At 73.0% G+C, this 24,308-nt stretch carries 20 protein-coding genes; 17 read left to right on the top strand and 3 right to left on the bottom strand.

Annotated elements, in window-relative coordinates; translation table 11 throughout:
- Nucleotides 1-115 precede the first annotated feature (115 nt).
- From ACLJWH_RS23620 to ACLJWH_RS23660, 9 genes are all read left to right on the top strand, one after another.
- Nucleotides 116-1,762, top strand: coding sequence for a PucR family transcriptional regulator (locus tag ACLJWH_RS23620; RefSeq protein WP_411143722.1), 1,647 nt, complete (start codon nucleotides 116-118; stop codon nucleotides 1,760-1,762).
- 225 nt (nucleotides 1,763-1,987) lie between these two features.
- Nucleotides 1,988-3,448 (top strand): aldehyde dehydrogenase family protein, encoded by a 1,461-nt coding sequence (locus ACLJWH_RS23625; RefSeq protein WP_411143723.1) that lies wholly within the window; start codon nucleotides 1,988-1,990, stop codon nucleotides 3,446-3,448.
- Between the two features lie 319 nt (nucleotides 3,449-3,767).
- Nucleotides 3,768-5,687 (top strand): acyl-CoA dehydrogenase family protein, encoded by a 1,920-nt coding sequence (locus ACLJWH_RS23630; protein WP_411143724.1) that lies wholly within the window; start codon nucleotides 3,768-3,770, stop codon nucleotides 5,685-5,687.
- Between the two features lie 163 nt (nucleotides 5,688-5,850).
- Nucleotides 5,851-7,116, top strand: coding sequence for a 1-deoxy-D-xylulose-5-phosphate reductoisomerase (gene dxr, locus ACLJWH_RS23635; RefSeq protein ID WP_411143725.1), 1,266 nt, complete (start codon nucleotides 5,851-5,853; stop codon nucleotides 7,114-7,116).
- On the top strand, nucleotides 7,113-8,417 hold the full coding sequence (locus tag ACLJWH_RS23640; protein WP_411143726.1) for a M50 family metallopeptidase: 1,305 nt from the start codon (nucleotides 7,113-7,115) through the stop codon (nucleotides 8,415-8,417). Before dxr ends, ACLJWH_RS23640 begins: the two co-directional genes overlap by 4 nt.
- 195 nt (nucleotides 8,418-8,612) lie before the next feature.
- Nucleotides 8,613-9,785, top strand: coding sequence for a flavodoxin-dependent (E)-4-hydroxy-3-methylbut-2-enyl-diphosphate synthase (ispG, locus tag ACLJWH_RS23645; RefSeq protein ID WP_411143727.1), 1,173 nt, complete (start codon nucleotides 8,613-8,615; stop codon nucleotides 9,783-9,785).
- Between the two features lie 219 nt (nucleotides 9,786-10,004).
- Nucleotides 10,005-10,850, top strand: coding sequence for a GNAT family N-acetyltransferase (locus ACLJWH_RS23650; protein WP_411143728.1), 846 nt, complete (start codon nucleotides 10,005-10,007; stop codon nucleotides 10,848-10,850).
- 46 nt (nucleotides 10,851-10,896) lie between these two features.
- Nucleotides 10,897-11,433, top strand: coding sequence for a GNAT family N-acetyltransferase (locus tag ACLJWH_RS23655; protein ID WP_411143729.1), 537 nt, complete (start codon nucleotides 10,897-10,899; stop codon nucleotides 11,431-11,433).
- A 102-nt stretch (nucleotides 11,434-11,535) separates the two neighbouring features.
- The gene (locus tag ACLJWH_RS23660; protein ID WP_411143730.1) at nucleotides 11,536-13,245 is read left to right on the top strand and encodes a proline--tRNA ligase; all 1,710 of its coding nucleotides are present in this window, start codon (nucleotides 11,536-11,538) and stop codon (nucleotides 13,243-13,245) included.
- 64 nt (nucleotides 13,246-13,309) lie between these two features.
- Here the strand turns inward: ACLJWH_RS23660 and ACLJWH_RS23665 are convergent, their stop codons facing one another.
- The 3 genes from ACLJWH_RS23665 to ACLJWH_RS23675 form a co-directional block, all read right to left on the bottom strand.
- On the bottom strand, nucleotides 13,310-14,221 hold the full coding sequence (locus ACLJWH_RS23665) for an aminoglycoside phosphotransferase family protein (RefSeq protein WP_411143731.1): 912 nt from the start codon (nucleotides 14,219-14,221) through the stop codon (nucleotides 13,310-13,312).
- A gap of 50 nt (nucleotides 14,222-14,271) precedes the next feature.
- Nucleotides 14,272-14,766, bottom strand: a complete 495-nt coding sequence (locus ACLJWH_RS23670; RefSeq protein ID WP_411143732.1) for a ferritin-like domain-containing protein — start codon at nucleotides 14,764-14,766, stop codon at nucleotides 14,272-14,274.
- A gap of 69 nt (nucleotides 14,767-14,835) precedes the next feature.
- Nucleotides 14,836-15,423: a hypothetical protein gene (locus ACLJWH_RS23675; protein WP_411143733.1), complete on the bottom strand. Its 588-nt coding sequence runs from the start codon at nucleotides 15,421-15,423 to the stop codon at nucleotides 14,836-14,838.
- Nucleotides 15,424-15,541: 118 nt separating this feature from the next.
- Here ACLJWH_RS23675 and rimP point away from each other — a divergent pair, with 118 nt between their 5' ends.
- From rimP to ACLJWH_RS23715, 8 genes are all read left to right on the top strand, one after another.
- Nucleotides 15,542-16,075: a ribosome maturation factor RimP gene (gene rimP / locus ACLJWH_RS23680; RefSeq protein ID WP_411143734.1), complete on the top strand. Its 534-nt coding sequence runs from the start codon at nucleotides 15,542-15,544 to the stop codon at nucleotides 16,073-16,075.
- Between the two features lie 2 nt (nucleotides 16,076-16,077).
- Nucleotides 16,078-17,067, top strand: coding sequence for a transcription termination factor NusA (gene nusA / locus ACLJWH_RS23685; RefSeq protein WP_411143735.1), 990 nt, complete (start codon nucleotides 16,078-16,080; stop codon nucleotides 17,065-17,067).
- A 126-nt stretch (nucleotides 17,068-17,193) separates the two neighbouring features.
- Nucleotides 17,194-17,472, top strand: coding sequence for a YlxR family protein (locus tag ACLJWH_RS23690; protein WP_411143736.1), 279 nt, complete (start codon nucleotides 17,194-17,196; stop codon nucleotides 17,470-17,472).
- 179 nt (nucleotides 17,473-17,651) lie between these two features.
- A complete protein-coding gene (gene infB / locus ACLJWH_RS23695) occupies nucleotides 17,652-20,774 on the top strand; it encodes a translation initiation factor IF-2 (RefSeq protein ID WP_411143737.1) in 3,123 nt (1,040 codons plus the stop codon).
- A 204-nt stretch (nucleotides 20,775-20,978) separates the two neighbouring features.
- On the top strand, nucleotides 20,979-21,272 hold the full coding sequence (locus tag ACLJWH_RS23700; RefSeq protein WP_052861262.1) for a DUF503 domain-containing protein: 294 nt from the start codon (nucleotides 20,979-20,981) through the stop codon (nucleotides 21,270-21,272).
- Between the two features lie 67 nt (nucleotides 21,273-21,339).
- On the top strand, nucleotides 21,340-21,789 hold the full coding sequence (gene rbfA, locus ACLJWH_RS23705; protein ID WP_381684168.1) for a 30S ribosome-binding factor RbfA: 450 nt from the start codon (nucleotides 21,340-21,342) through the stop codon (nucleotides 21,787-21,789).
- Nucleotides 21,786-22,952: a tRNA pseudouridine(55) synthase TruB gene (gene truB, locus ACLJWH_RS23710; protein WP_411143738.1), complete on the top strand. Its 1,167-nt coding sequence runs from the start codon at nucleotides 21,786-21,788 to the stop codon at nucleotides 22,950-22,952. Before rbfA ends, truB begins: the two co-directional genes overlap by 4 nt.
- 331 nt (nucleotides 22,953-23,283) lie before the next feature.
- The gene (locus ACLJWH_RS23715; RefSeq protein ID WP_411143739.1) at nucleotides 23,284-24,240 is read left to right on the top strand and encodes a bifunctional riboflavin kinase/FAD synthetase; all 957 of its coding nucleotides are present in this window, start codon (nucleotides 23,284-23,286) and stop codon (nucleotides 24,238-24,240) included.
- Nucleotides 24,241-24,308: the final 68 nt, after the last annotated feature.

The following is a 24,308-nucleotide window of genomic DNA, read 5'->3' on the forward strand; positions in this document are numbered from 1 at the left end:
GTTGAGGCAGAATCGACAGCAGTCGTTCATACGGGACGGCGCAATCATCCCGGCAGTGCCGCCGCCCGCCCCACCGGGCGGCGCCCGCCGCCCTGACGTCGTCATCGAAGGTCCCATGCCGCACACGCTCGCTTCCCTGGTCAACCACACCGCGCTCAAGCTGACGGTGCTCGCGGGCGAGGACCGGCTGGACGTCCCGGTGCGCTGGGCACATGCCAGCGAGCTGATCGATCCGGTGCCCTACATGGAGGGGGGCGAGCTGCTGCTCATCACCGCGCTCAAGCTGGACGCCGAGGACCCGGACGTGACCCGCAGATATGTCCGGCGGGTCGCGGAGGCCGGTGTCGTCGGGCTCGGCTTCGCGATCGGCGTGAACTACGAGGACGCGCCGGACGCGCTGGTCACGGCCGCCCGGGAAGCGGGCCTGCCGCTGCTCGGGGTGCCCCGCCGGACCCCGTTCATCGCGATCAGCAAGGCCGTCTCGGCCGCCGTCGCCGCCGATCAGTACCGCGCGGTGACCGCCGGATTCGAGGCGCAGCGGGAGCTGACCCGGGCGGCGCTGAGCGCCGAGGGCCCGGCCGAGCTGCTGGCCCGGCTCGCCGCCCACCTCGACGGCTGGGCCGCCCTCTACGACGCCTCGGGCGCCGTACTCGCCGCCGCCCCCGACTGGGCGGCCCGCCGCGCCGCCCGGTTCGCCGACGACGTCGGCCGGCTGCGCGAGCGGCCCGCCCCGGCCAGCTCCGTCGTCAGTGACGTGGCCGGCGACGACCGCGTCGAACTCCAGGCGCTGGGCACCGGCCGCCGGGCGCGCGGTGTCCTCGCGGTCGGTACCGGCGCCCCGCTCGGCACCGCGGAGCGCTACGCCGTGCACTCCGCCGTCGCGCTGCTCACCCTCACCACCGAGCGCTCCAAGGCGTTGCAGGACGCCGAGCAGCGGCTCGGCGCGGCGGTGCTGACGATGCTGCTGGCGGGGCAGCCGGACCATGCGCGGGCGGTGGCCGGCCAGCTGTACGGCGGGCTGCTCGACGCCCCGTTCCGGATGGTGGTGGCCGAATCGACCACCGCCGAGGACGCGGCCGCCCCGGCCCCGGCCGCCGCCCCGCCGGCCGTGCTGGACGCGCTCGGCGACGCGATGGACTCCGCGGCGGCGCGGACCGGCGAGGCGGTGCTCGCCGTCCCGGACGGCACCCGGCTGATCGCGCTGGTCGCGGACGGCGGGGCCGCCGCGCACGCCTGCGCCGAGTACGCGGCCGCCGCCGAGGCCCGCTTCGAGGCGCCGTCGCGGGCCCGCGGGCGCGCGACGCGGGCCGGGGCGGGGCGCGGCGGCCCGCCGATCGCCGTCGGCCTGTCCGCGCCGACCGGCCCGGCCGCCGCCGCGCACGCCTACCGCCAGGCCGAACAGGCGCTGTCGGTCGCCCGCCGCCGGGGCCGCGCACTGGTCGAGCACGAGGACGTGGCGGCCGGTTCCGTGCTGCCGCTGCTCGCCGACGACGCGGTACGCGCCTTCGCCGACGGGCTGCTGCGGGCGCTGCGCGAGCACGACGCGACCGGCCGCGGCGATCTCGTCGCCTCGCTGCGCGCCTGGCTGTCCCGGCACGGCCAGTGGGACGCGGCCGCCGCCGACCTGGGCGTGCACCGCCACACCCTGCGCTACCGGATGCGGCGGGTCGAGGAGATCCTCGGCCGCTCGCTGGACGACGCGGACGTCCGGATGGAGCTGTGGCTGGCGCTCAAGGCGACGTCGGTGCCACCGGGGGAGTGAGGCGCGGACCGGCCCCGAGGCGCCCGGCACCCTGCGCGCAGGCCGTCCCCGCGCCCGCGTCCCGCGCGCGCGGCGGGCCCCTCCACCGCGGAGAGACCCGCGGTCCGATTACTACGCTTCGGACAAACGCCAGGGCGCCGCCGCACCCCTACGGTGGGGGCAGCAGAGCTGCCGCCGCAGTGCCATGCGTACCACCCCACCACTTCTGAAGGGCCGGGATCCACTGTGCCGATCCACGATGATGCAGCCCCCACCGCCTTCTGGCTGGCCGGCCGCCAGGCCACCGGCGAGGCCACCTTCGATGTCACCTCTCCCTGGGACGGACGTCTCGTCGGCACGGTGAGCGTTCCCACCGAGGCCCAGGTCGAGGATGCCGTCGCCGCCTCCGTCGCGGTCCAGGACGAGTTCGCCGCGACCCCCGCGCACGTCCGCGCCGCGGCCCTGGACCACGTACAGCGCCGCCTGGTGGAGCGCACCGAGGAGATCGCCCAGCTGATCTCCGCCGAGAACGGCAAGCCCATCAAGTGGGCGCGCGGCGAGGTCGGCCGGGCCGTCTCCGTCTTCCGCTTCGCGGCCGAGGAGGCCCGCCGCTTCAACGGCGGTGAGGCGCAGCGCCTGGACACCGACGCGGGCGGCGCCGGCCGGCTCGCGCTGACCCGCCGCTTCCCGCGCGGCACGGTCCTGGGCATCGCCCCGTTCAACTTCCCGCTCAACCTCTGCGCCCACAAGATCGCCCCGGCCATCGCGGCCGGCGCCCCGATCCTCCTCAAGCCGGCCCCGGCCACACCGCTGTCCGGCCTGATCCTGGGCGAGCTGCTGGCCGAGACCGAGCTGCCGGCCGGTTCCTGGTCGATCCTGCCGGTGCCCAACGACCGGATGGCGGCGCTGGTCCAGGACGAGCGGCTGCCGGTGGTCTCCTTCACCGGCTCCGAGCAGGTCGGCTACGCGATCCTGGACTCGGTGCCACGCAAGCACTGCACCCTGGAGCTGGGCGGCAACGGCGCGGCCGTCGTCCTGCCGGACTTCTCCTCCGAGGCCGATCTGGACTGGGCGGCACAGCGCATCGCCACCTTCTCCAACTACCAGGGCGGCCAGTCCTGCATCTCGGTGCAGCGGGTGATCGCCGACGCCGCCGTCTACGACCGGCTGCTGCCGAAGATCGTGGCCGCCGTCGAGGCGCAGGTCACCGGCGACCCGTCGGACGACGCGACCGAGGTCGGCCCGCTGGTCAGCGAGGCCGCCGCGCAGCGCGTCGAGAGCTGGGTGGACGAGGCCGTGCAGCGCGGCGCGAAGCTGCTCGCGGGCGGTGAGCGGGACGGCGCCTCGTACGCGCCGACCGTGCTCGCGGACGTGCCCGCCGACGCGACGCTCGCCTGCGAGGAGATCTTCGGCCCGGTGCTCACCGTCCGGAAGGTCGAGGGCGAGGCGGCCGCGTTCGAGGCCGTCAACGACTCCAAGTACGGCCTCCAGGCAGGGGTGTTCACCCACGACGTGCAGGCCGCCTTCCGCGCCCACCGCGCACTGGAGGTCGGCGGCGTGATCATCGGCGATGTGCCGTCCTACCGCGCCGACCAGATGCCGTACGGCGGCGCCAAGCAGTCCGGCGTGGGCCGCGAGGGCGTCCGCTTCGCGATGGAGGACTACACCTACGAGCGGGTCCTGGTCCTGACCGGCCTGGCGCTCTGAGTCCCACCGCCACCCGACCGGCCCGGCCCGGTGGACAGCGACGGGCCGCCGTGCCGGCGGCCCGTCCCCGGCCCGGCCCCCTCGCGGCGCGCTTCGGAACATCGTTCCGGAGCGCGCCGCGCCGCGTTGCCGGCCGCTGTGGTCCGCCGGGCGGTGCCACGGGCGGGCGCGCCGCCGCCGGCCCGCTCCGGTCCGTCCCGCCGCACCACTGGTGCAACCCCCGCGAATCGGGTAACCCTCACAAGTAGCAGAGTCCGGCGCCGACCGGCCCGCCGGCACAGACGGCCGATCACCCGATCCGCGGCGAGGTGAGCTCACGATGACCGCTCCGACCACCCGCAACGTTTCCGAGCACGAGGCCCGGCAGGTCGCCGAGGCGGCCCGGGAACGGGGCTGGCGCAAGCCCAGTTTCGCCAAGGAGCTGTTCCTGGGGCGCTTCCGGCTCGACCTCATCCACCCGCACCCGGCCCCCGCGGCGGAGGACGTACGGCGCGGGGAGGCGTTCCTGGCCGCGCTCCGGACCTTCTGCGAGACGCAGATCGACGGCGCCCGGATCGAGCGCGAGGGACAGATCCCGGACGAGACCGTGCGCGGGCTCAAGGAGCTCGGCGCGCTCGGCATGAAGATCGACACGAAATACGGCGGCCTCGGGCTCACCCAGGTCTACTACAACCGGGCCCTCGCGCTGGTCGGCTCCGTCAGCCCCGCGACCGGCGCACTGCTCTCCGCGCATCAGTCGATCGGCGTACCGCAGCCGCTGAAGCTCTTCGGCACCCAGGAGCAGAAGGACACGTTCCTGCCGCGCTGCGCCCGTACGGACATCTCGGCGTTCCTGCTGACCGAACCGGACGTCGGCTCCGACCCGGCCCGGCTGGCGACCAGCGCCGTCCCGGACGGCGAGGACTACGTCCTGGACGGCGTGAAGCTGTGGACGACCAACGGCGTAGTCGCCGACCTCCTGGTGGTGATGGCCAGGGTGCCGGCGTCCGAGGGCCACAAGGGCGGGATCACCGCCTTCGTGGTCGAGGCCGACTCGCCGGGCATCACCGTCGAGCACCGCAACGCCTTCATGGGCCTGCGCGGCCTGGAGAACGGCGTCACCCGCTTCCACCGGGTCCGCGTCCCCGCCGCGCACCGCATCGGCCCCGAGGGCGCCGGCCTGAAGATCGCCCTGACCACGCTCAACACCGGCCGGCTCTCGCTGCCCGCGATGTGCGTCGGCTCCGGCAAGTGGTGCCTGAAGATCGCCCGTGAGTGGTCCGCGGCCCGCGAGCAGTGGGGCCGCCCGATCGCCGAGCACGAGGCCGTCGGCGGCAAGATCTCGTTCATCGCCGCGACGACGTTCGCCCTGGAGGCCGTGGTCGAGCTCTCCTCCCAGATGGCCGACGAGAACCGCAACGACATCCGCATCGAGGCGGCGCTGGCCAAGCTCTACGGCTCCGAGATGGGCTGCCTGATGGCCGACGAACTGGTCCAGATCCGCGGCGGCCGCGGCTTCGAGACCGCCGCCTCGCTCGCCGCCCGCGGTGAACGCGCCGTCCCGGCCGAGCAGATGCTGCGCGATATGCGTATCAACCGCATCTTCGAGGGCTCGACGGAGATCATGCATCTGCTGATCGCCCGCGAGGCGGTGGACGCGCATCTGTCGGTCGCCGGCGACCTCATCGACCCCCGCGCGTCCCTCGCCGACAAGGGCCGGGCCGCGGCGAAGGCGGGCGGTTTCTACGCCCGCTGGCTGCCCACGCTCGTCACCGGCCCCGGCCAACTCCCGCGTACCTACCAGGAGTTCGGGCAGCTCGCCGGTCATCTGCGGTACGTCGAACGCGCCGCCCGCAAGCTCGCCCGCGCCACCTTCTACGCGATGTCCCGCTGGCAGGGCCGGATGGAGACCAAACAGGGCTTCCTCGGCCGGATCGTCGACATCGGCGCCGAACTCTTCGCGATGAGCGCGGTCTGCGTACGCGCCGAGCACCTGCGGGTCACGGGCGACCACGGCCGCGCGGCCCGGCAGCTCGCCGACGCGTTCTGCCGCCAGTCGCGGATCCGCGTCGACGAACTCTTCGGCCGGCTGTGGACCAACACCGACGACCTCGACCGCAAGGTCGTCGCCGGGGTCCTCGGCGGCGGCTACACCTGGCTGGAGGAGGGCATCCTCGACCCCAGCGACGACGGCCCCTGGATCGCCGACGCCACCCCCGGCCCCAGCGACAAGGACTCCGTACGCCGCCCGATCCGCTGAGCAAACGGCCGGACCGGCGGCCCGTACGCACGGCCGACGGGTCACCCGCGGGGGTCGCCGGACCCGCCCCGGACCGGCCGTGCGGCCCGCCCCGCCGGCCCCGGACCGCCGGCCGGCCGACGCGGTGCCCCCGGCACCGTGCCGACCGGCCACAATGGACCGCATGACGGACTCCCTCGCCCACCCGCACCTGCGCTTCGAGCCGGCTCCCAGCGAGCCGGGCACGCCGCGCACCCTCGTGATCCTCGGGTCGACCGGTTCGATCGGCACCCAGGCGATCGACATCGTGCTGCGCCACCCCGACCGCTTCCGGGTGACCGCGCTCTCGGCGGCCGGCGGCCAGGTGGAGCTGCTCGCCCGGCAGGCGCACCAGCTGCGGGTGCGTACCGTCGCGGTGGCCCGCCCGGAGGCGGTACCGGCGCTGCGCGAGGCGCTCACGGCGCAGTACGGCGCGGGCGAGCCGCGGCCGGAGATCCTGGCGGGCCCCGACGCGGCCACCGAACTGGCCGCCTCCCCCTGCCACACCGTCCTCAACGGCATCACCGGCTCCATCGGACTCGCCCCCACCCTCGCCGCCCTCAAGGCGGGCCGGGTGCTCGCACTGGCCAACAAGGAGTCGCTGATCGTCGGCGGACCGCTGGTCAAGGCCGTCGCCGCGCCGGGCCAGATCATCCCCGTCGACTCCGAGCACTCCGCGCTCTTCCAGGCCCTGACGGGCGGCGCCCGCGCCGAGGTCCGCAAGCTCGTCGTCACCGCCTCCGGCGGCCCGTTCCGGGGCCGTACGAAGCGGGAGCTGGCCGGGGTCACCCGCGAACAGGCGCTGGCGCACCCCACCTGGTCCATGGGCCCGGTCGTCACCATCAACTCCGCGACCCTGGTCAACAAGGGCCTGGAGGTCATCGAGGCGCATCTGCTGTTCGACGTCCCGTTCGACCGCATCGAGGTCGTCGTCCATCCGCAGTCCTACATCCACTCGATGGTGGAGTTCACCGACGGCTCCACCCTCGCCCAGGCCAGCCCGCCCGATATGCGGATGCCGATCGCGCTCGGGCTGGGCTGGCCGCAGCGTGTCCCGGCCGCCGCACCCGGTGTGGACTGGACGAAGGCCCACACCTGGGAGTTCTTCCCGCTCGACGAGGCGGCCTTCCCGTCCGTCCCGCTGGCCTGCCACGTCGGCACTCTGGGCGGCACCGCCCCCGCCGTCTTCAACGCGGCGAACGAGGAATGCGTGGCCGCCTTCCTGGCCGACGGGCTGCCGTTCACAGGGATTGTGGATACGGTCGCCGAAGTGGTCGCCGAGCACGGGACACCCGCGCGGGGAACCTCCCTCACGGTCGCGGACGTCTTGGAGGCGGAGACCTGGGCGCGTGCCCGCGCCCGCGAACTGGCCGCCCGAGCGGCACGTACACCTTCGGAGGCACGCGCATGACGGCATGGATGACCATTCTGGGCATAGTCGTCTTCGTCGTCGGGCTGCTGTTCTCCATCGCCTGGCACGAGCTCGGCCATCTCTCCACGGCCAAGCTGTTCGGTATCCGGGTGCCGCAGTACATGGTGGGCTTCGGACCGACGCTCTTCTCCCGGAAGAAGGGCGACACCGAGTACGGCATCAAGGCCGTCCCGCTCGGCGGCTACATCCGCATGATCGGCATGTTCCCGCCGGGCGATGACGGCAGGCTCCAGGCCCGCTCCACCTCGCCGTGGCGCGGCATGATCGAGGACGCCCGCTCGGCGGCCTTCGAGGAGCTCCAGCCGGGCGACGAGAAGCGGCTGTTCTACACGCGCAAGCCCTGGAAGCGCGTCATCGTGATGTTCGCCGGACCGTTCATGAACCTGATCCTCGCGGTCGCGATCTTCATGAGCGTGCTGATGGGCTTCGGCATCAACACCCAGACGACCCAGGTCGGCTCGGTCTCGGACTGCGTCATCGCGGCCTCCGCCAAGACCGACAAGTGCCCCGCGGGCGCCAAGGACTCCCCGGCCAGGGCCGCGGGCCTGAAGGCCGGCGACAAGATCGTCTCGTTCAACGGCCGGGCCGTCCCCGACTGGGGCACCCTCCAGGACGAGATCCGCGACACGACCGGGCCCGCGACGCTCGTCGTCGAGCGCGACGGCGCGCGCACCACACTCCACGCCGACCTCATCGAGAACAAGGTCGCCAAGACCGACGGCCGCGGCGGCTACGTCCCCGGCCAGTACGTCTCCGCCGGATTCCTCGGCTTCACCCCGGCCAGCGGCGTCGTCCAGCAGTCCTTCGGCCAGTCCGTGGACCGCATGACCGGTATGGTCCAGCAGGGCGTCGCATCACTGGTCCACCTCCCCGGCAAGGTCCCGGACCTGTGGAACGCCGCCTTCAACGGCGGCGAGCGCAAACAGGACTCCCCGATGGGCGTGGTCGGCGCGGCCCGGGTCGGCGGCGAGGTCTTCTCCCTCGACATCCCGCCGCAGCAGCGGGTGGCGACCATGCTCTTCCTGGTGGCCGGATTCAACCTCTCGCTCTTCCTGTTCAACATGCTGCCGCTGCTGCCGCTGGACGGCGGGCACATCGCCGGTGCCCTCTGGGAGTCCCTCCGCCGCTTCCTGGCCCGGGTGGTCCGGCGTCCCGACCCCGGCCCCTTCGACGTGGCCAAACTGATGCCGGTCGCCTACGTCGTGGCGGGGATCTTCATCTGCTTCACCCTGCTGGTGCTGGTCGCCGACGTGGTCAATCCGGTGAAGCTGACCGGCTAGCGCACCGCTGGCCGAAACCCGCTGGTCCGTCGGTGTGACGGCCGGGCGGCCCACGGGTGACCGCGGGGTGTCCGGCCGCGGTTCTCCCGTGGCGGCGGGGCACGATGTGCCGGGGACAACCCCGGTGACGTAATCTCGATGGCCGGAGCCCGCCGTTCTCGGGACCATGATCCACACCTTGGGGTTGCTCGCCAGATGACTGCCATTTCGCTGGGAATGCCGGACGTACCGACCAAGCTCGCCGACCGCCGGGTCAGCCGCAAGATCCAGGTCGGAACGGTCGCCGTGGGCGGAGACGCACCGGTCTCGGTGCAGTCGATGACGACGACGCGGACCTCTGATGTGGGGGCGACGCTTCAGCAGATCGCGGAGCTGACGGCGTCGGGGTGTCAGATCGTGCGGGTGGCGTGTCCGACGCAGGATGATGCGGATGCGCTGGCGGTGATTGCGCGGAAGTCGCAGATTCCGGTGATCGCGGATATTCACTTCCAGCCGAAGTATGTTTTTGCGGCGATCGATGCGGGGTGTGCGGCGGTCCGGGTGAATCCGGGGAACATCAAGCAGTTCGACGACAAGGTCCGGGAGATCGCGAAGGCGGCGTCCGAGGCGGGTACGCCGATCCGGATCGGTGTGAACGCGGGTTCGCTGGACGCGCGGCTGCTGGCGAAGTACGGGAAGGCGACGCCGGAGGCGCTGGTGGAGTCGGCGCTGTGGGAGGCGTCGCTCTTCGAGGAGCACGGTTTCCGGGACATCAAGATCTCGGTGAAGCACAATGACCCGGTCGTGATGGTCAATGCCTACCGTCAGCTCGCCGCGCGCTGTGACTATCCCCTGCACCTGGGTGTCACGGAGGCGGGCCCGGCCTTCCAGGGCACCATCAAGTCGGCGGTGGCGTTCGGTGCGCTGCTGAGTGAGGGGATCGGTGACACGATCCGGGTGTCGCTGTCGGCGCCGCCCGCCGAGGAGGTCAAGGTCGGCCTTCAGATCCTGGAGTCGCTCAATCTCAAGCAGCGCCGCCTGGAGATCGTCTCGTGCCCGTCGTGCGGCCGTGCGCAGGTGGATGTGTACAAGCTCGCGGACCAGGTCACGGCCGGTCTGGAGGGCATGGAGGTGCCGCTGCGGGTCGCCGTGATGGGCTGTGTCGTCAACGGCCCCGGTGAGGCCCGGGAAGCGGATCTGGGCGTGGCGTCCGGCAACGGCAAGGGGCAGATCTTCGTCAAGGGTGAGGTCATCAAGACCGTCCCCGAGTCGAAGATCGTCGAGACCCTCATCGAAGAGGCCATGAAGATCGCCGAGCAGATGGAGAAGGACGGCGTGGCCTCCGGCGCCCCGGTCGTCACGGCCGCCGGCGACCCGGTCGCCGTGTGAGCCGCTGACGCCCCGGCGCCACCCCGCGTCCCCGAGCCCCGCCGCCCCACCCGGGCCGCGGGGCTCACGCGTACCGCGACGCGTCGCAGAACGCCCGCCCGGAACCGCGGTGTGCGCCGTCACGCAGCGGGCCGGGTGCTCCCGCGCACGGAGAGGTAAAGTGCCAGGACCTGCTCCCGCCTGACCTCCCAGGCCCGCACCGGTGAGGCTTTCCGACACGTGCTGACGACCACCACCATCAAGGTCCTGGAGCCCGGGGAGCTCGACGAGGCCCTCGCGGTCCTGGACCGCGACCCGGTCGCCAACGCCTTCGTCGCCGCCCGCGTCCAGATCGCCGGGCTCGACCCCTGGCGGCTGGGCGGCGAGATGTGGGGCTGGTACGCCGACGGCCGGCTGCGGTCCCTGTGCTACGCCGGAGCCAACCTCGTCCCCGTCTGCGCCACCACCGAGGCCGTCCGCGGCTTCGCCGAGCGCGCCCGCCGCCAGGGCCGCCGCTGCTCCTCCATCGTCGGCCCGGCCGGCCCCACCGCCGCACTGTGGTCACTGCTGGAACCCACCTGGGGCCCGGCCCGCGAGGTCCGCGCCCACCAGCCCCTGATGGTCACCCGCACCCCGTCCACCGAGATCGCGCCCGACCCGTACGTACGGCGGATCCGCAAGGACGAGATGGACGTGATCATGCCCGCGTGCGTGGCCATGTTCACCGAAGAGGTCGGCATCTCGCCGCTGGCCGGCGACGGCGGACTCCTCTATCAGGCCAGGGTCGCCGAACTCGTCGGCGCCGGCCGGTCCTTCGCCCGCATCGAGGACGGCCGGGTCGTCTTCAAGGCCGAGATCGGTGCCGCCACCCAGCAGGCATGCCAGATCCAGGGCGTCTGGGTCGCCCCCGAACGCCGCGGTCAGGGCCTGTCGGAGACCGGCATGGCCGCCGTGCTGCGCTACGCCCTCAGCGATGTCGCCCCGATCGCCAGCCTCTACGTCAACGACTTCAACACCGCCGCCCGCGCCTCCTACCGCCGGGTGGGCTTCGAAGAGGTCGGCGCGTTCATGAGCGTGCTGTTCTGAGCCATCGGCGTACGGTCCCCGGCCGCCTCCTTGTACGCTCCCGACCATGGATGACGTCGTGGTCGGCCCCCTTGATCTCGTTGCCCGGGTGGATGACGCGCTCGCCGTCCAGGCGCTCGCCTTCGGCCTGACCGACGACGAGATCGCCGTCCGCCGGCACATCGTGCTGCGCCACCTCACCTGCCCCGGCGCCCGCGCCCTGGGCGCCACCACCCCGGCCGGCCGGCTCGTCGGCTTCGTCTACGGCATGCCCAACGACCGCGCCCACTGGTGGTCCACCGTCGTCGAGCCCTACCTGCGCAGCGAGGGCCTGGACCACTGGCTCGACGACTCCTTCGTCATCACCGAACTGCACGTCCACCCCGCCCACCAGCAGCACGGCATCGGCCGGACACTGATCACCCGCATCACCGACGAGGCCCGCGAACCCCGCAGCATCCTCTCCGCCGTCGACACCGAGAGCCCGGCCCGCGGGCTCTACCGCTCCCTGGGCTACCGCGACCTCGCCCGCCGGGTGCTCTTCCCCAGCGCCCCGACGCCGTACGCCGTGATGGGCGCGCCGCTGCCGCTCCGGCGTCCCTGAGCGCGCGCCGCCCGGCCGGTGCGGCGGAGAACGCATTTCCGTGCGCCACATCCCTGCGGCTAACCTCCAGGGAGTCACCTTTCTTACGCAGGAGAAACTCCCATGGCCCACGCCGCGCAGGTCCAGCGCATGTCCCGCTTGATGATCAAGACGTTGCGCGACGACCCGGCCGACGCCGAGACCGCCAGCCACAAGCTGCTCGTGCGCGCCGGATACGTCCGCCGTACCTCCGCCGGCATCTGGACCTGGCTGCCGCTGGGCAAGAAGGTCCTGGAGAACGTCTCCCGCGTCGTCCGCGAAGAGATGGACGCCATCGGCGGCCAGGAGGTCCTGCTCCCGGCGCTGCTGCCCCGCGAGCCCTACGAGACCAGCGGCCGCTGGGAGGAGTACGGCGACCTCCTCTTCCGCCTCAAGGACCGCAAGGGCGCCGACTACCTCCTCGGCCCCACGCACGAGGAGATCTTCACCCTCACGGTCAAGGACCAGTGCACGTCCTACAAGGACCTGCCGGTGATCCTCTACCAGATCCAGACCAAGTACCGCGACGAGGCCCGCCCCCGCTCCGGCGTGCTGCGCGGCCGCGAGTTCCAGATGAAGGACTCGTACAGCTTCGACACCACCGACGAGGGCCTGGCCGAGTCCTACGCGCTGCATCGCGAGGCGTACACCAGGATCTTCGAGCGGCTCGGCCTGGACTACCGCATCGTCTCCGCCGTCTCCGGCGCGATGGGCGGCTCCGCCTCCGAGGAGTTCCTGGCCCCGGCCGCCGCCGGTGAGGACACCTTCGTGGACTGCCCGGCCTGCGACTACGCCGCCAACACCGAGGCCGTGACGGTCAAGGTCGCCGCGGCCGACGGCTCGGCGCACGGCCCCCTGGAGGAGCTGGACACCCCCGACACCCCGACCATCGAGACGCTCGCCGCGCACCTGGGCGTCCCGGCCTCCGCCACGCTCAAGAACCTCCTGGTCAAGGTCGACGGCGAGATCGTCGCGGTCGGCGTCCCCGGCGACCGCGAGGTGGACCTCGGCAAGCTCGGCGAGCACCTCGCACCGGCCACCGTCGAACTGGTCACCGCCGACGACTTCACCGACCGCCCCGACCTGGTCCGCGGCTACGTCGGTCCGCAGGGCCTGGCCGGCAAGTCCTTCCGCTACCTCGCCGACCCGCGCATCGCCCCCGGCACCTCCTGGGTCACCGGCGCCAACAAGCCCGGTACGCACGCGAGGAACGTCGTGTGCGGCCGCGACTTCGAGGTCGACGAGTACTTCGACGTGGTCGTCGTCGAGCCCGGCGACCCCTGCCCGAACTGCGGCGCCGGGCTGCGCATCGACCGCGCCATCGAGATCGGCCACATCTTCCAGCTGGGCCGCAAGTACGCGGACGCCTTCGGGCTGGACGTGCTGGGCCAGAACGGCAAGCCCGCCCGGGTCACCATGGGCTCGTACGGCATCGGCGTCTCCCGCGCGGTGGCCGCCCTCGCCGAGCAGACCCACGACGAGTCCGGGCTGTGCTGGCCCCGGGAGGTCGCCCCGGCCGACGTCCATGTCGTCGCCGCCGGCAAGGCCAAGCAGACCGAGCTCGCCCTGGAGATCGGCGAGCGGCTCGGCGCCGCGGGCCTGCGGGTCCTCGTCGACGACCGGGCCGGTGTCTCGCCCGGTGTGAAGTTCACCGACGCGGAACTGATCGGCGTCCCGACGATCGTGGTCGCCGGCCGCCGCGCCGCCGAGGGCGTCGTCGAGGTCAAGGACCGCCGCACCGGCGAGCGCGAGGAGCTGACGGTCGAGGAGGCCGTCGCCCGCCTCGGCGCGTAACCCCCGTATCCGGGCCGGCCGGGGTGGCCATCCACCCCGGCCGGCCCGTTCGCGTGCCCGCCCGCTACAGCCAGGTGGCGAACTCCAGCAGCAGTTCGCCGTGCCGGCGGTCACCGGCCGCGGATTCGCGGACGCCCGCGGCGACCGCGAGGTACAGCGTCCAGGCCCGCAGCCGGTCCCGCTCGACCTCCAGGGAGTCGGCCAGCCTGGCCACCCTGCGGCGGGCCGTGGCCGCCCCACCGGAACCGGCCACCAGGTCCTCGAAGCGGTCCAGCACCAGGCCCGCCAGGTCGTACGCCCGCTCGCCGACCACCGGCGCAGGGCCGACCGCCAGCCACGGCACCCGCTCACCGGCCAGCACCTTGCCCTGCCGGAACGCGCCGTGCAGCAGCACCTGCTCCGCACTGCCGGCCGGCAGCGCCCGGCGCAGCTCCCGCGCCTCGTCCACCAGCGGTCCGGCGGCCGGGACCAGCGCCCCGGTGGTCCCGAGCGCCGCCACCGCCTCCTCGGTGCGGCCGGCCAGCGTCTCGAAGGGATGCCCCTCGGCCGGCGCCACCCACAGCCGGCGCACCGTCCCGGCCGCCTCCAGCAGCGCCTTGGCCTCCGGCAGCGAACGCAGCGACACCGCGCCGTGCAGCCGCTCCAGCAGCAGCGCGCCATCGGTCTCGTCGGACCGCAGCAGCCGCACCGCGCCCCAGCCGTCCCACGCCGCCAGCGCCGCACCCTCCCGTGCGGACGCCCGCCCCGGCACCGGGAACTTCAGCGCGGCGGGCGTCCCGTCCCGCTGCCGTACGAGCGCGACGAGACTGCCGCGGCCACCGGGCGCCTGTACCCGCTCCAGCGTCAGATCCCATGCGTCCAGCCGCTGCTGAACCACTGTCGGCAGCGCCGCCAGCCACTTCCGTACGGGGCTGTCCGGATCGCCGCTCAGTGCGCTCACCAACCGTTGCGGCGGTTCGACGGGTGCCGTTGACATGCTGGAGCTGTGCCTTTCCTGGAAGCGGTGGCCGCGGGGCGGCCAGTCGGTCAGAGCGCGTTCGCGGCGGCGCTCGGTGCGCCGGCGGCGGCGCCGGCCGGGGCCCGCTCGGCGAGCCCGGGGAAGGCTACGCCGCTGCCGCGCCAGCGCACGGCCCGCACCGCCGCCTCGCGGAGCGCGGCCGCCGCCTCGGCCCGCCGCGCCGCGCCACCGGCCCGTACGAGGTCCGCGTAGACGCCCGCCAGCCGGTCCTCCAGCTCCGCGGCCAGCCGGACCGCGGCGGCCGGGTCCGGCACCGGGAAGGGCAGCGCGTAGGCGGCGGCCGCCGCCTGCGGCCGCCCGCCCAGGTCGCGCACCGTACGGTGCAGCGCGTCCCGGCGCGCGCGGTGCGCGTCGTACGCCGTCTGCGCCTCCTTGCGGCGGTCGGCGGCGATCCGGCCGCCGACCACGCCGTAGCCGTACACCGCGGCGTGCTCGGCGGCCAGCGCCGCCTGTACGGCCGTCAGTTCCGCGCCGCGGTCCTCGGCACCGGTTGTCCCGGTCATTTCGTGGCTACGCCCTTTCCCTGGTCGGTCCCCGGCCGCGGTACGCACCCGGAGGGCTGCCCGCCGCCGTCACGCCTCGGCCGCCGTCAGCAGATACGCGTGGGCCGCGCCGGCCGCCGCCACCGAGGCGAGCAGCCGGGCCAGCTCCGGCGGCGCGGCGGTCAGCGCCTTGGCCCGGGTGTCGGCGAGCCGCCGCTCCGCGTCGGCGAGCGCCGACCGCGCGGCCTTCTCGTCCTGGGGCACCGCGGCCCCGGCCGGCGGGGCGGCGGTGCGCACGGGGCCGGGAGCGGGCGTCCCGGCGCCGCGGGCCGGACCGCCGGACGGCGTACCGCCGGGGGCGGGCGTCCCGGGCCGGTCGCCGAACGCCTCGGCGTGCCGGGCGACTTCGGAGCGCAGCGGCCGCAGCCGCGCGGCCAGCACCGGGTGCGCGGCCAGTGTCGCGTCGTAGCGGGCCAGCAGCGCCGTGCTGTCGCGCGCGGCGCCCGCGCGCAGCCGGTCGGCGGCGGAGGGGTCCGCCGGACGGTCCCGTTCCGGCTCCCCGGAGCAGCCCGCGAGCAGGGCCGCGCCCCCGAGGGCGGTGCCGGCCAGCAGGGTCCTTCTACGCGTGAGCGCCTGGTTCGGCACGTTCCACTTCCCGGGGTCTTCCGTAGTGATCACCGCAGGCGAGCGTAGCCGTGACCGCTCACCGAATCGTCAGTACCCCGCCGGTACCGATAGGCTTTGACCCGACACGCGACTTTCCCACAACAGCACACGCGGCCGAGGAGTCACCCGGATGAGCACCACCCAGAGCGAGAGGCTGCGCGGATTGCTTGAACCGCTCGTCGCCGCGCGAGACCTGGATCTGGAAGAGATCGAGGTGACCCCCGCGGGCAAGCGGCGAGTGCTGAGGATCGTGGTCGACTCCGACGAGGGCGTCCAGCTGGACGACTGCGCCGCGCTGAGCCGCGAGGCATCGCAGGTCCTGGACGACTCCGACGCGATGGGCGGCGCCCCGTACACCCTTGAGGTGACCTCTCCGGGCGCCGACCGGCCGCTGACCGAGCTGCGGCACTACCGCCGCGCCGTCGGCCGCCTCATCAAGGCCCGGCTCCACGAGGGCGACGAGCTGATCGCCCGGATCACCGCTGTCGACGACGCGGGTCTGGACCTTGAGGTACCGGGCGTGAAGGGCCGCAAGCCGACCACCCGCCGGGTCGCGTTCGACGAGATCGCCAAGGCGCGGGTCGAGCTGGAGTTCAACCGCAAGTCCGACAAGCGTGACGCGCAACACGAAGAGAAGATCGACGAGAACCAGGAGGAGGCGTAGCCGTGGACATCGACATGAGTGCCCTGCGGGGTTTGGTGCGGGAGAAGGAGATCTCGTTCGACCTGCTGGTCGAGGCGATCGAGTCGGCCCTCCTCATCGCCTACCACCGCACCGAAGGCAGCCGCCGGCGGGCGCGGGTGGAGCTGGAGCGCAACACCGGCCATGTGACGGTGTGGGCGAAGGAAGACCCGGAAGACCTGGAAGAGGGCGCCGAGCCCCGCGAGTTCGACGACACCCCGTCGGGCTTCGGCCGGATCGCGGCGACCACCGCCAAGCAGGTCATCCTGCAACGGCTGCGGGACGCCGAGGACGAGATGACCTTCGGCGAGTACGCCGGACGCGAGGGTGATGTCGTCACCGGTCTCGTCCAGCAGGGCAAGGACCCCAAGAACGTGCTGGTCGACATCGGTCGGCTGGAGGCCATCCTGCCCGTGCAGGAGCAGGTCCCCGGTGAGGAGTACACGCACGGCACGCGGCTGCGTACGTACGTGGTCCGGGTGGCCAAGGGCGTCCGCGGTCCGTCCGTGACGCTCTCGCGCACCCACCCCAACCTGGTGAAGAAGCTCTTCGCCATGGAGGTGCCGGAGATCGCGGACGGCTCGGTGGAGATCTCCGCCATCGCCCGCGAGGCCGGTCACCGCACCAAGATCGCCGTACGGTCCACCCGCTCGGGCCTGAACGCCAAGGGTGCCTGCATCGGCCCGATGGGCGGCCGGGTGCGCGCCGTGATGGCCGAGCTGCACGGCGAGAAGATCGACATCGTGGACTGGTCGGACGACCCGGCCGAGCTGGTGGCCCACGCGCTGTCGCCGGCCCGGGTCAGCAAGGTCGAGATCGTGGACCTGGCGGCACGCTCCGCCCGGGTCACCGTCCCCGACTACCAGCTGTCGCTGGCCATCGGCAAGGAAGGGCAGAACGCCCGGCTCGCCGCCCGGCTCACGGGCTGGCGGATCGACATCCGTCCGGACACCGAGCAGGCACCGCAGGACTGAACCCGCCGGCTCCGCCGCGGCCCGCCGAAAAGAAGTGGTGCCGCGGCGGTCGACCGGGAATTCTGAGCAGCCGTTCGGTCCTTACCCCATCGGGGTGAGGCCGGCACGGGGAGGTAGACTTAAGAAGTGTCTGGTCGGACGCATGCCCGCGCATGCCCTGAGCGCACCTGTGTGGGGTGCCGGGAGCGAGCGGCCAAGAGCGATCTGCTGCGGATCGTGATGATCGAGGGTGAGTGTGCCCCCGATCCTCGCGGTACGCTGCCCGGCCGGGGTGCTCATGTGCATCCCACACTGGCCTGTCTCGACCTGGCGGTCCGCCGCCGGGCGTTCCCCCGGGCCTTCCGGGGCCGGGGACCGTTCGACACGACGGAACTGCGTCGGTCCATCGAGCGGGGCGGTCGCTGAGCAGCCGCAACTGCACCAAGGCACAGCACGAAACGCACAGCGCACGGAAAACCGTGCGGTCAGGTACCTCGCGAGTCGGAAGTAGGTCGAGATTGCGATGAGCACTCGATGAGTACGCGATGAGTACGCCCATGAAGTAGCGACGGTCCGGTGGACAACCCGGACCTAGAAGGAGCGAAGTGGCTAAGGTCCGGGTATACGAACTCGCCAAGGAGTTCGGCGTGGAGAGCAAGGTCGTCATGGCCAAGCTCCAAGAGCTTGGTGAATTCGTCCGTTCGGCGTCCTCGACGATCGAGGCGCCGGTTGTTCGCAAGCTGACCGATGCTTTCCAGGCAGGCAGTGGCGGCGGCCGCGCCGCCGGCAAGCCCGCGGCGCCGCGCAAGGCGGCCCCCGCGAAGCCGTCCCCGTCCGGCTCCCCGGCGCAGGCGGCACGTCCGGCTGCTCCGAAGCCGGGCGCCCCCAAGCCGGGCCCCGCGGCACCGGCACCTGCACCGGCTCCGGCGGCCCCCGTGGCCCCGGCCCCGGTGACCCCTGCGGCCCCCGAGGCCCCGGTGGCCCCCAAGAGCACCCCCGCGGCCGGCCCGACGCCGGGTCCGCGCCCCGCGCCCGCCCCGAAGGCGGCCGCACCCAAGCCCGCTCCGGCCGCCCCCGCGCAGCCCGAGTTCCAGGCTCCGCCGTCCGCGCCGGCGGCTCCCGCCGGCCCGTCGGCGCCCCGTTCCGGCGCCACCCCCGGCCCGCGTCCGGCCCGTCCGGCGCCCGCACAGGGCCGCGGCAACGCGCCGCGTCCCGGCGGCGACCGCCAGGGCGGCCGTCCGGGCGGTGCCCGTCCGTCGGGTCCGCGTCCGGGCAACAACCCCTTCACCTCGGGTGGCTCCACAGGTATGGCCCGCCCGCAGGCACCTCGTCCCGGTGGCGCCCCGCGTCCCGGCGGCCAGGGTGGCCCCGGCGGCCCGCGTCCGCAGGGCGCAGGCCAGGGTGGCGCCCCGCGTCCCCAGGGCCAGGGCGGCGCCCGTCCGACTCCGGGCGGTATGCCCCGTCCGCAGGGCGGCGCTCCCGGTGGCGCGCCGCGCCCCGGCGGCGGTAACCGTCCGAACCCGGGCATGATGCCGCAGCGTCCGGCTGCCGGCCCGCGTCCCGGCCCCGGTGGCGGCGGTCGCGGTCCCGGTGGTGCCGGTCGTCCCGGTGGCGGCGGCGGTCGTCCCGGCGGCGGTGGCGGCTTCGCCGGCCGTCCCGGTGGTGGCGGCGGCGGTCGTCCGGGTGGCGGCGGCGGTTTCGCCGGTCGTCCCGGTGGCGGTGGCGCCCCCGGTGGTGGCGGCGGCTTCGGCGGTCGTCCCGGCTTCGCGGGCCGTCCCGGCGGCCCCGGTGGCCGTGGTGGCACACAGGGTGCGTTCGGCCGTCCCGGCGGTCCGGCGCGGCGTGGCCGCAAGTCGAAGCGGCAGAGGCGCCAGGAGTACGAGGCCATGCAGGCCCCGTCGGTGGGCGGCATCATGCTGCCGCGCGGCAACGGTGCGACGGTTCGTCTGTCGCGCGGTGCCTCGCTGACGGACTTCGCCGAGAAGATCAACGCCAACCCGGCGTCGCTCGTCCAGGTCATGCTGAACCTGGGAGAGATGGTCACCGCGACCCAGTCGGTCTCCGACGAGACCCTCCAGCTGCTCGCCGACGAGATGAACTACGTCGTCGAGATCGTCAGCCCGGAGGAGGAGGACCGCGAGCTCCTGGAGTCCTTCGACATCGACTTCGGCGAGAACGAGGGCGGCGAGGAGATGCTCGTCGCGCGTCCGCCGGTGGTGACCGTCATGGGTCACGTCGACCACGGTAAGACGCGTCTGCTGGACGCGATCCGCAAGACGAACGTCATCGCGGGCGAGGCCGGCGGCATCACCCAGCACATCGGTGCCTACCAGGTCGCGACCGAGGTCAACGACGAAGAGCGCCGGATCACCTTCATCGACACCCCCGGTCACGAGGCGTTCACCGCCATGCGTGCCCGTGGTGCCAAGTCGACCGACATCGCGATCCTCGTGGTGGCGGCCAACGACGGCGTCATGCCGCAGACGATCGAGGCGCTCAACCACGCCAAGGCGGCCGATGTGCCGATCGTGGTCGCGGTCAACAAGATCGACGTCGAGGGCGCCGACCCGACCAAGGTGCGCGGCCAGCTCACCGAGTTCGGTCTGGTGGCCGAGGAGTACGGCGGCGACACCATGTTCGTCGACATCTCCGCCCGCGAGGGCCTGCACATCGACGAGCTGCTGGAGGCCGTGGTCCTGACCGCGGACGCCTCGCTCGACCTGCGCGCCAACGCGGAGCAGGACGCGCAGGGCATCGCGATCGAGGCTCACCTCGACCGTGGCCGCGGCGCCGTGGCGACGGTCCTGGTCCAGCGCGGCACGCTGCGGGTCGGCGAGACGATGGTCGTCGGCGACGCGTACGGCCGTGTCCGGGCGATGCTCGACGACAAGGGCAACAACATCGAGGAAGCGGGTCCCTCGACCCCCGTCCTGGTCCTGGGTCTGACCAACGTCCCGGGCGCCGGCGACAACTTCCTGGTGGTCGACGAGGACCGTACGGCCCGTCAGATCGCCGAGAAGCGCGCGGCGCGCGAGCGCAACGCCGCGTTCGCCAAGCGCACCCGCCGGGTGTCCCTGGAGGACCTCGACAAGGTGCTCAAGGCGGGCGAGGTTCAGCAGCTCAACCTCATCATCAAGGGCGACGCGTCCGGTTCGGTGGAGGCGCTGGAGTCCTCGCTGCTCCAGCTCGACGTCGGCGAAGAGGTCGACATCCGGGTGCTGCACCGCGGCGTCGGTGCGGTCACGGAGTCCGACATCAACCTGGCGTCCGGCTCCGACGCGATCGTCATCGGCTTCAACGTGCGCGCCGAAGGCCGTGCCACGCAGATGGCCGACCGCGAGGGCGTCGACGTCCGGTACTACTCGGTCATCTACCAGGCGATCGAGGAGATCGAGGCGGCCCTCAAGGGCATGCTCAAGCCGGAGTACGAGGAGGTCGAGCTCGGTACGGCCGAGATCCGCGAGATCTTCCGCTCGTCCAAGCTCGGCAACATCGCCGGTGTGCTCATCCGCTCCGGCGAGGTCAAGCGCAACACCAAGGCGCGCCTCATCCGCGACGGCAAGGTCGTGGCGGAGGACCTCAACATCCAGGGTCTGCGCCGCTTCAAGGACGACGTCACCGAGATCCGCGAAGGCTTCGAGGGCGGTATCAACCTCGGAAACTTCAACGACATCAAGATCGACGACGTCATCGCGACGTACGAGATGCGCGAGAAGCCGCGCGGCTGATCGCGTGCGGGCAACAGCCCGTCCGGAGCCCGGTCCACCGGAGACGGTGGCCGGGTGACGGGCGGACTACCGGGGCCGGTCGGCGGAGGGATATTTCCGTCGATCGGCCCCGGCCGTTGCGTGTACCGTTCATAGGACTCGTACACCCCCAGCTACCGCTGGGCGGTGACCCCAGGGCCCCACGGGTGGCTTGACCCGTCTTGCATGTATGTAGGGACACTCTCCTTTGACCTGCTTCTCGGCGACATACGGTCGCTGAAGGAGAAGCGTTCCGTCATCCGGCCGATCGTCGCCGAGCTGCACCGCAAGTACGCGGTGAGCGTCGCGGAGGTCGGGGACCAGGATCTGCACCGCCGGGCCACGATCGGCCTGGCGGTGGTCTCCGGAGACACGGGACATCTCACCGACGTCATGGACCGCTGCGAGCGCCTGGTCGCCGCACGGCCCGAGGTGGAGCTGCTGTCGGTACGGCGGCGGCTGCACGGCGACGACGACTGACCAGGAACACCAGGCGATCCGTCGCTTGTGGAAGCACAATTGTGGAAGACAAGAAGGAGACGGACCAGTGGCCGACAATGCGCGGGCGAAGAAGCTGGCGGACCTCATCCGGGAGGTGGTCGCCCAGAAGTTGCAGCGTGGCGTCAAGGACCCGCGGCTCGGCACGCACGTGACCATCACGGACACCCGGGTCACCGGCGACCTGCGGGAGGCGACGGTCTTCTACACGGTCTACGGCGACGACGAGGAGCGGGCCAGCGCGGCCGCCGGGCTGGAGAGCGCCAAGGGCGTCCTGCGGTCGGCGGTCGGGGCGGCGGCGGGCACGAAGTTCACGCCGACCCTGGCCTTCGTGGCGGACGCGCTGCCGGAGAACGCCAAGACGATCGAGGACCTGCTCGACAAGGCACGGGCCTCGGACGCCAAGGTGCGCGAGGTGTCCTCGGGCGCCGCGTACGCCGGTGAGGCCGACCCGTACCGCAAGCCGGGCGAGGACGACGAGGGCGCAGCCGCAGAATGAAGCATGAGCACACCAGCGAGCGGGCCGCGGCGCCCGCCGGTGGCGACAGCACGGTGCCCGTCCCGGCGGTGGCCGGTGGCGGGACCGGGCGGCGGAAGAGCCCGGGGCAGCGGCGCGGCGGGAACGGCAGCAAGCGCGTGGAGCCGAGCGGTGCGAAGGACGCGGCGCCGGACGGTCTGGTGATCGTCGACAAACCGGCCGGCTTCACCTCGCACGACGTCGTGGCGAAGATGCGCGGGATGGCCCGCACCCGCCGGGTCGGCCATGCCGGCACCCTGGACCCGATGGCGACCGGTGTGCTCGTCCTGGGCATCGAGCGGGCCACCAAGCTGCTCGGCCATCTCGCGCTGACGGAGAAGGAGTACGTCGGCACGATCCGGCTCGGCCAGACGACCATCACCGATGACGCCGAGGGCGAGATCACCGCGTCGAAGGCGGCGCACGGCATCGCGCGCGAGGACATCGACGCGGGGATCGCCGGACTGTCCGGCGCGATCATGCAGATCCCGTCGAAGGTCAGCGCCATCAAGATCGACGGCAAGCGGTCGTACTCGCGGGTCCGCGACGGCGAGGAGGTCGAGATCCCGGCCCGCCCGGTCACCGTCTCCTCGTTCGTGCTGCACTCCGCGCACGAGACGGAGGCGGAGGACGGCACCCCGGTGACCGATCTGCTGGTCTCCGTCGAGTGCTCGTCCGGGACGTACATCCGCGCCCTCGCCCGTGACCTGGGCGAGGGGCTCGGCGTCGGCGGCCATCTGACCGCCCTGCGGCGCACCCGGGTCGGCCCGTACAAGCTGGACCGGGCGCGCACCCTCGAACAGCTCCAGGCCGCGGTGGACGGCGGCGCGGGCGCCGAGGGCGCCGGCGGTACAGGGCTGCCGGTCATGCCGATCGGTGACGCGGCCGCCGCGGCGTTCGTCCGCTGGGACGTCACCCAGGCGCAGGCGCGGCTGCTGGCCAACGGCGTGCGGATCGCCATGCCGTTGTTCGACGGTACTGACAGCGCTGACGGTACTAACGGTACTGACAGCGCTGACGGTGCCGGCGGCGGCACCGGGGGACGGGTGGGCGGACCGGTCGCGGTGTTCGGGCCGGACGGGACGTTCCTGGCGCTGGTGGAGAACCAGGGCGGGAAGGCCAAGAGCCTGGCGGTGTTCGTCTGAGCGGTGCCCGTGCGCACGGTGCCCGTGGGAACGGGCCGGCCGCCGGGTGACCGGTGCGACGGCCGGGGCGGATGGGGGTGGCCGGGTCCGGGGCGAGGTTTCGCCCGGGACCCGGCCCTCGTCGTTCCGGGCCCGGCCGGGCACCCGGGAGCCGCGGCCGGAGGGCCGTGGCGGGCGGCCGGAGCGCCCGTCCGCCCCCGCGGATGTCCCGTCCCACGGGAGCGAGGCCACCCTTCGCGCGAAGCTCCCTCCCCGGCATGGCAGTCTTAGACCTGCGTCATGCCGAATTGGCGCAGTGGACGGACAAGTGATCGGGCGAGGAGCGGGCACAGTGCAGCGCTGGCGTGGCTTGGAGGACATCCCCGAGGGCTGGGGACGCAGCGTCGTCACCATCGGCTCGTACGACGGTGTGCACCGCGGCCACCAATTGATCATCGGCAAGGCGGTGGCACGCGCCCGCGAACTGGGCATCCCCGCGGTGGTCGTCACCTTCGACCCGCACCCGAGCGAGGTCGTACGCCCCGGCACCCATCCGCCGCTGCTCGCGCCGCACCACCGGCGGGCCGAGCTGATGGCCGGGCTGGGCGTGGACGCCGTGCTCGTCCTTCCGTTCACCAAGGAGTTCTCGCAGCTGGCGCCGGCCGACTTCGTGGCCAAGGTACTGGTCGACAAGTTGCATGCGCGGGTCGTCGTCGAAGGACCCAACTTCCGTTTCGGGCACAAGGCGAGCGGCAATGTCGCCACGCTCGCCGAGCTCGGCGCCACCTACGACTACACCGTGGAGGTCATCGACCTCTACGAACGCGGGGCGGCGGGCGGCGGCGAGCCGTTCTCCTCCACGCTCACCCGGCGGCTGGTCGCGGACGGCGACGTGGCCGGTGCGATGGAGGTCCTGGGGCGCCCGCACCGGGTGGAGGGTGTGGTCGTACGCGGTGCGCAGCGCGGCCGCGAAATGGGCTTCCCGACGGCCAACGTGGAGACCCTGCCGCACACCGCGATCCCGGCCGACGGTGTGTACGCGGGGCTGCTGCACGTCGAGGGCGAGGCGATGCCGGCGGCCATCTCGGTCGGCACCAATCCGCAGTTCGACGGGAAGACCCGCACGGTCGAGGCGTACGCCATCGACCGGGTCGGTCTGGACCTGTACGGCCTGCACGTCGCCGTGGACTTCCTCGCGTACATCCGGGGCCAGGAGAAGTTCGACACGCTCGACGCCCTGCTGGAGCGGATGGCGATCGATGTGAAGCAGGCCCGGGGGCTGATCGCCGCGGCGGCGTCGGCGGACTGACTGCGCGGTCCATCGCGTACGCGCCCGTGGCCGCACGGGAGTTGACACCTGACAAGGGGGCGGGGTCC

The sequence above is a fragment of the Streptomyces sp. x-80 genome, from assembly GCF_046549095.1.
GTDB classification, from domain to species: Bacteria; Actinomycetota; Actinomycetes; order Streptomycetales; family Streptomycetaceae; genus Streptomyces; species Streptomyces celluloflavus.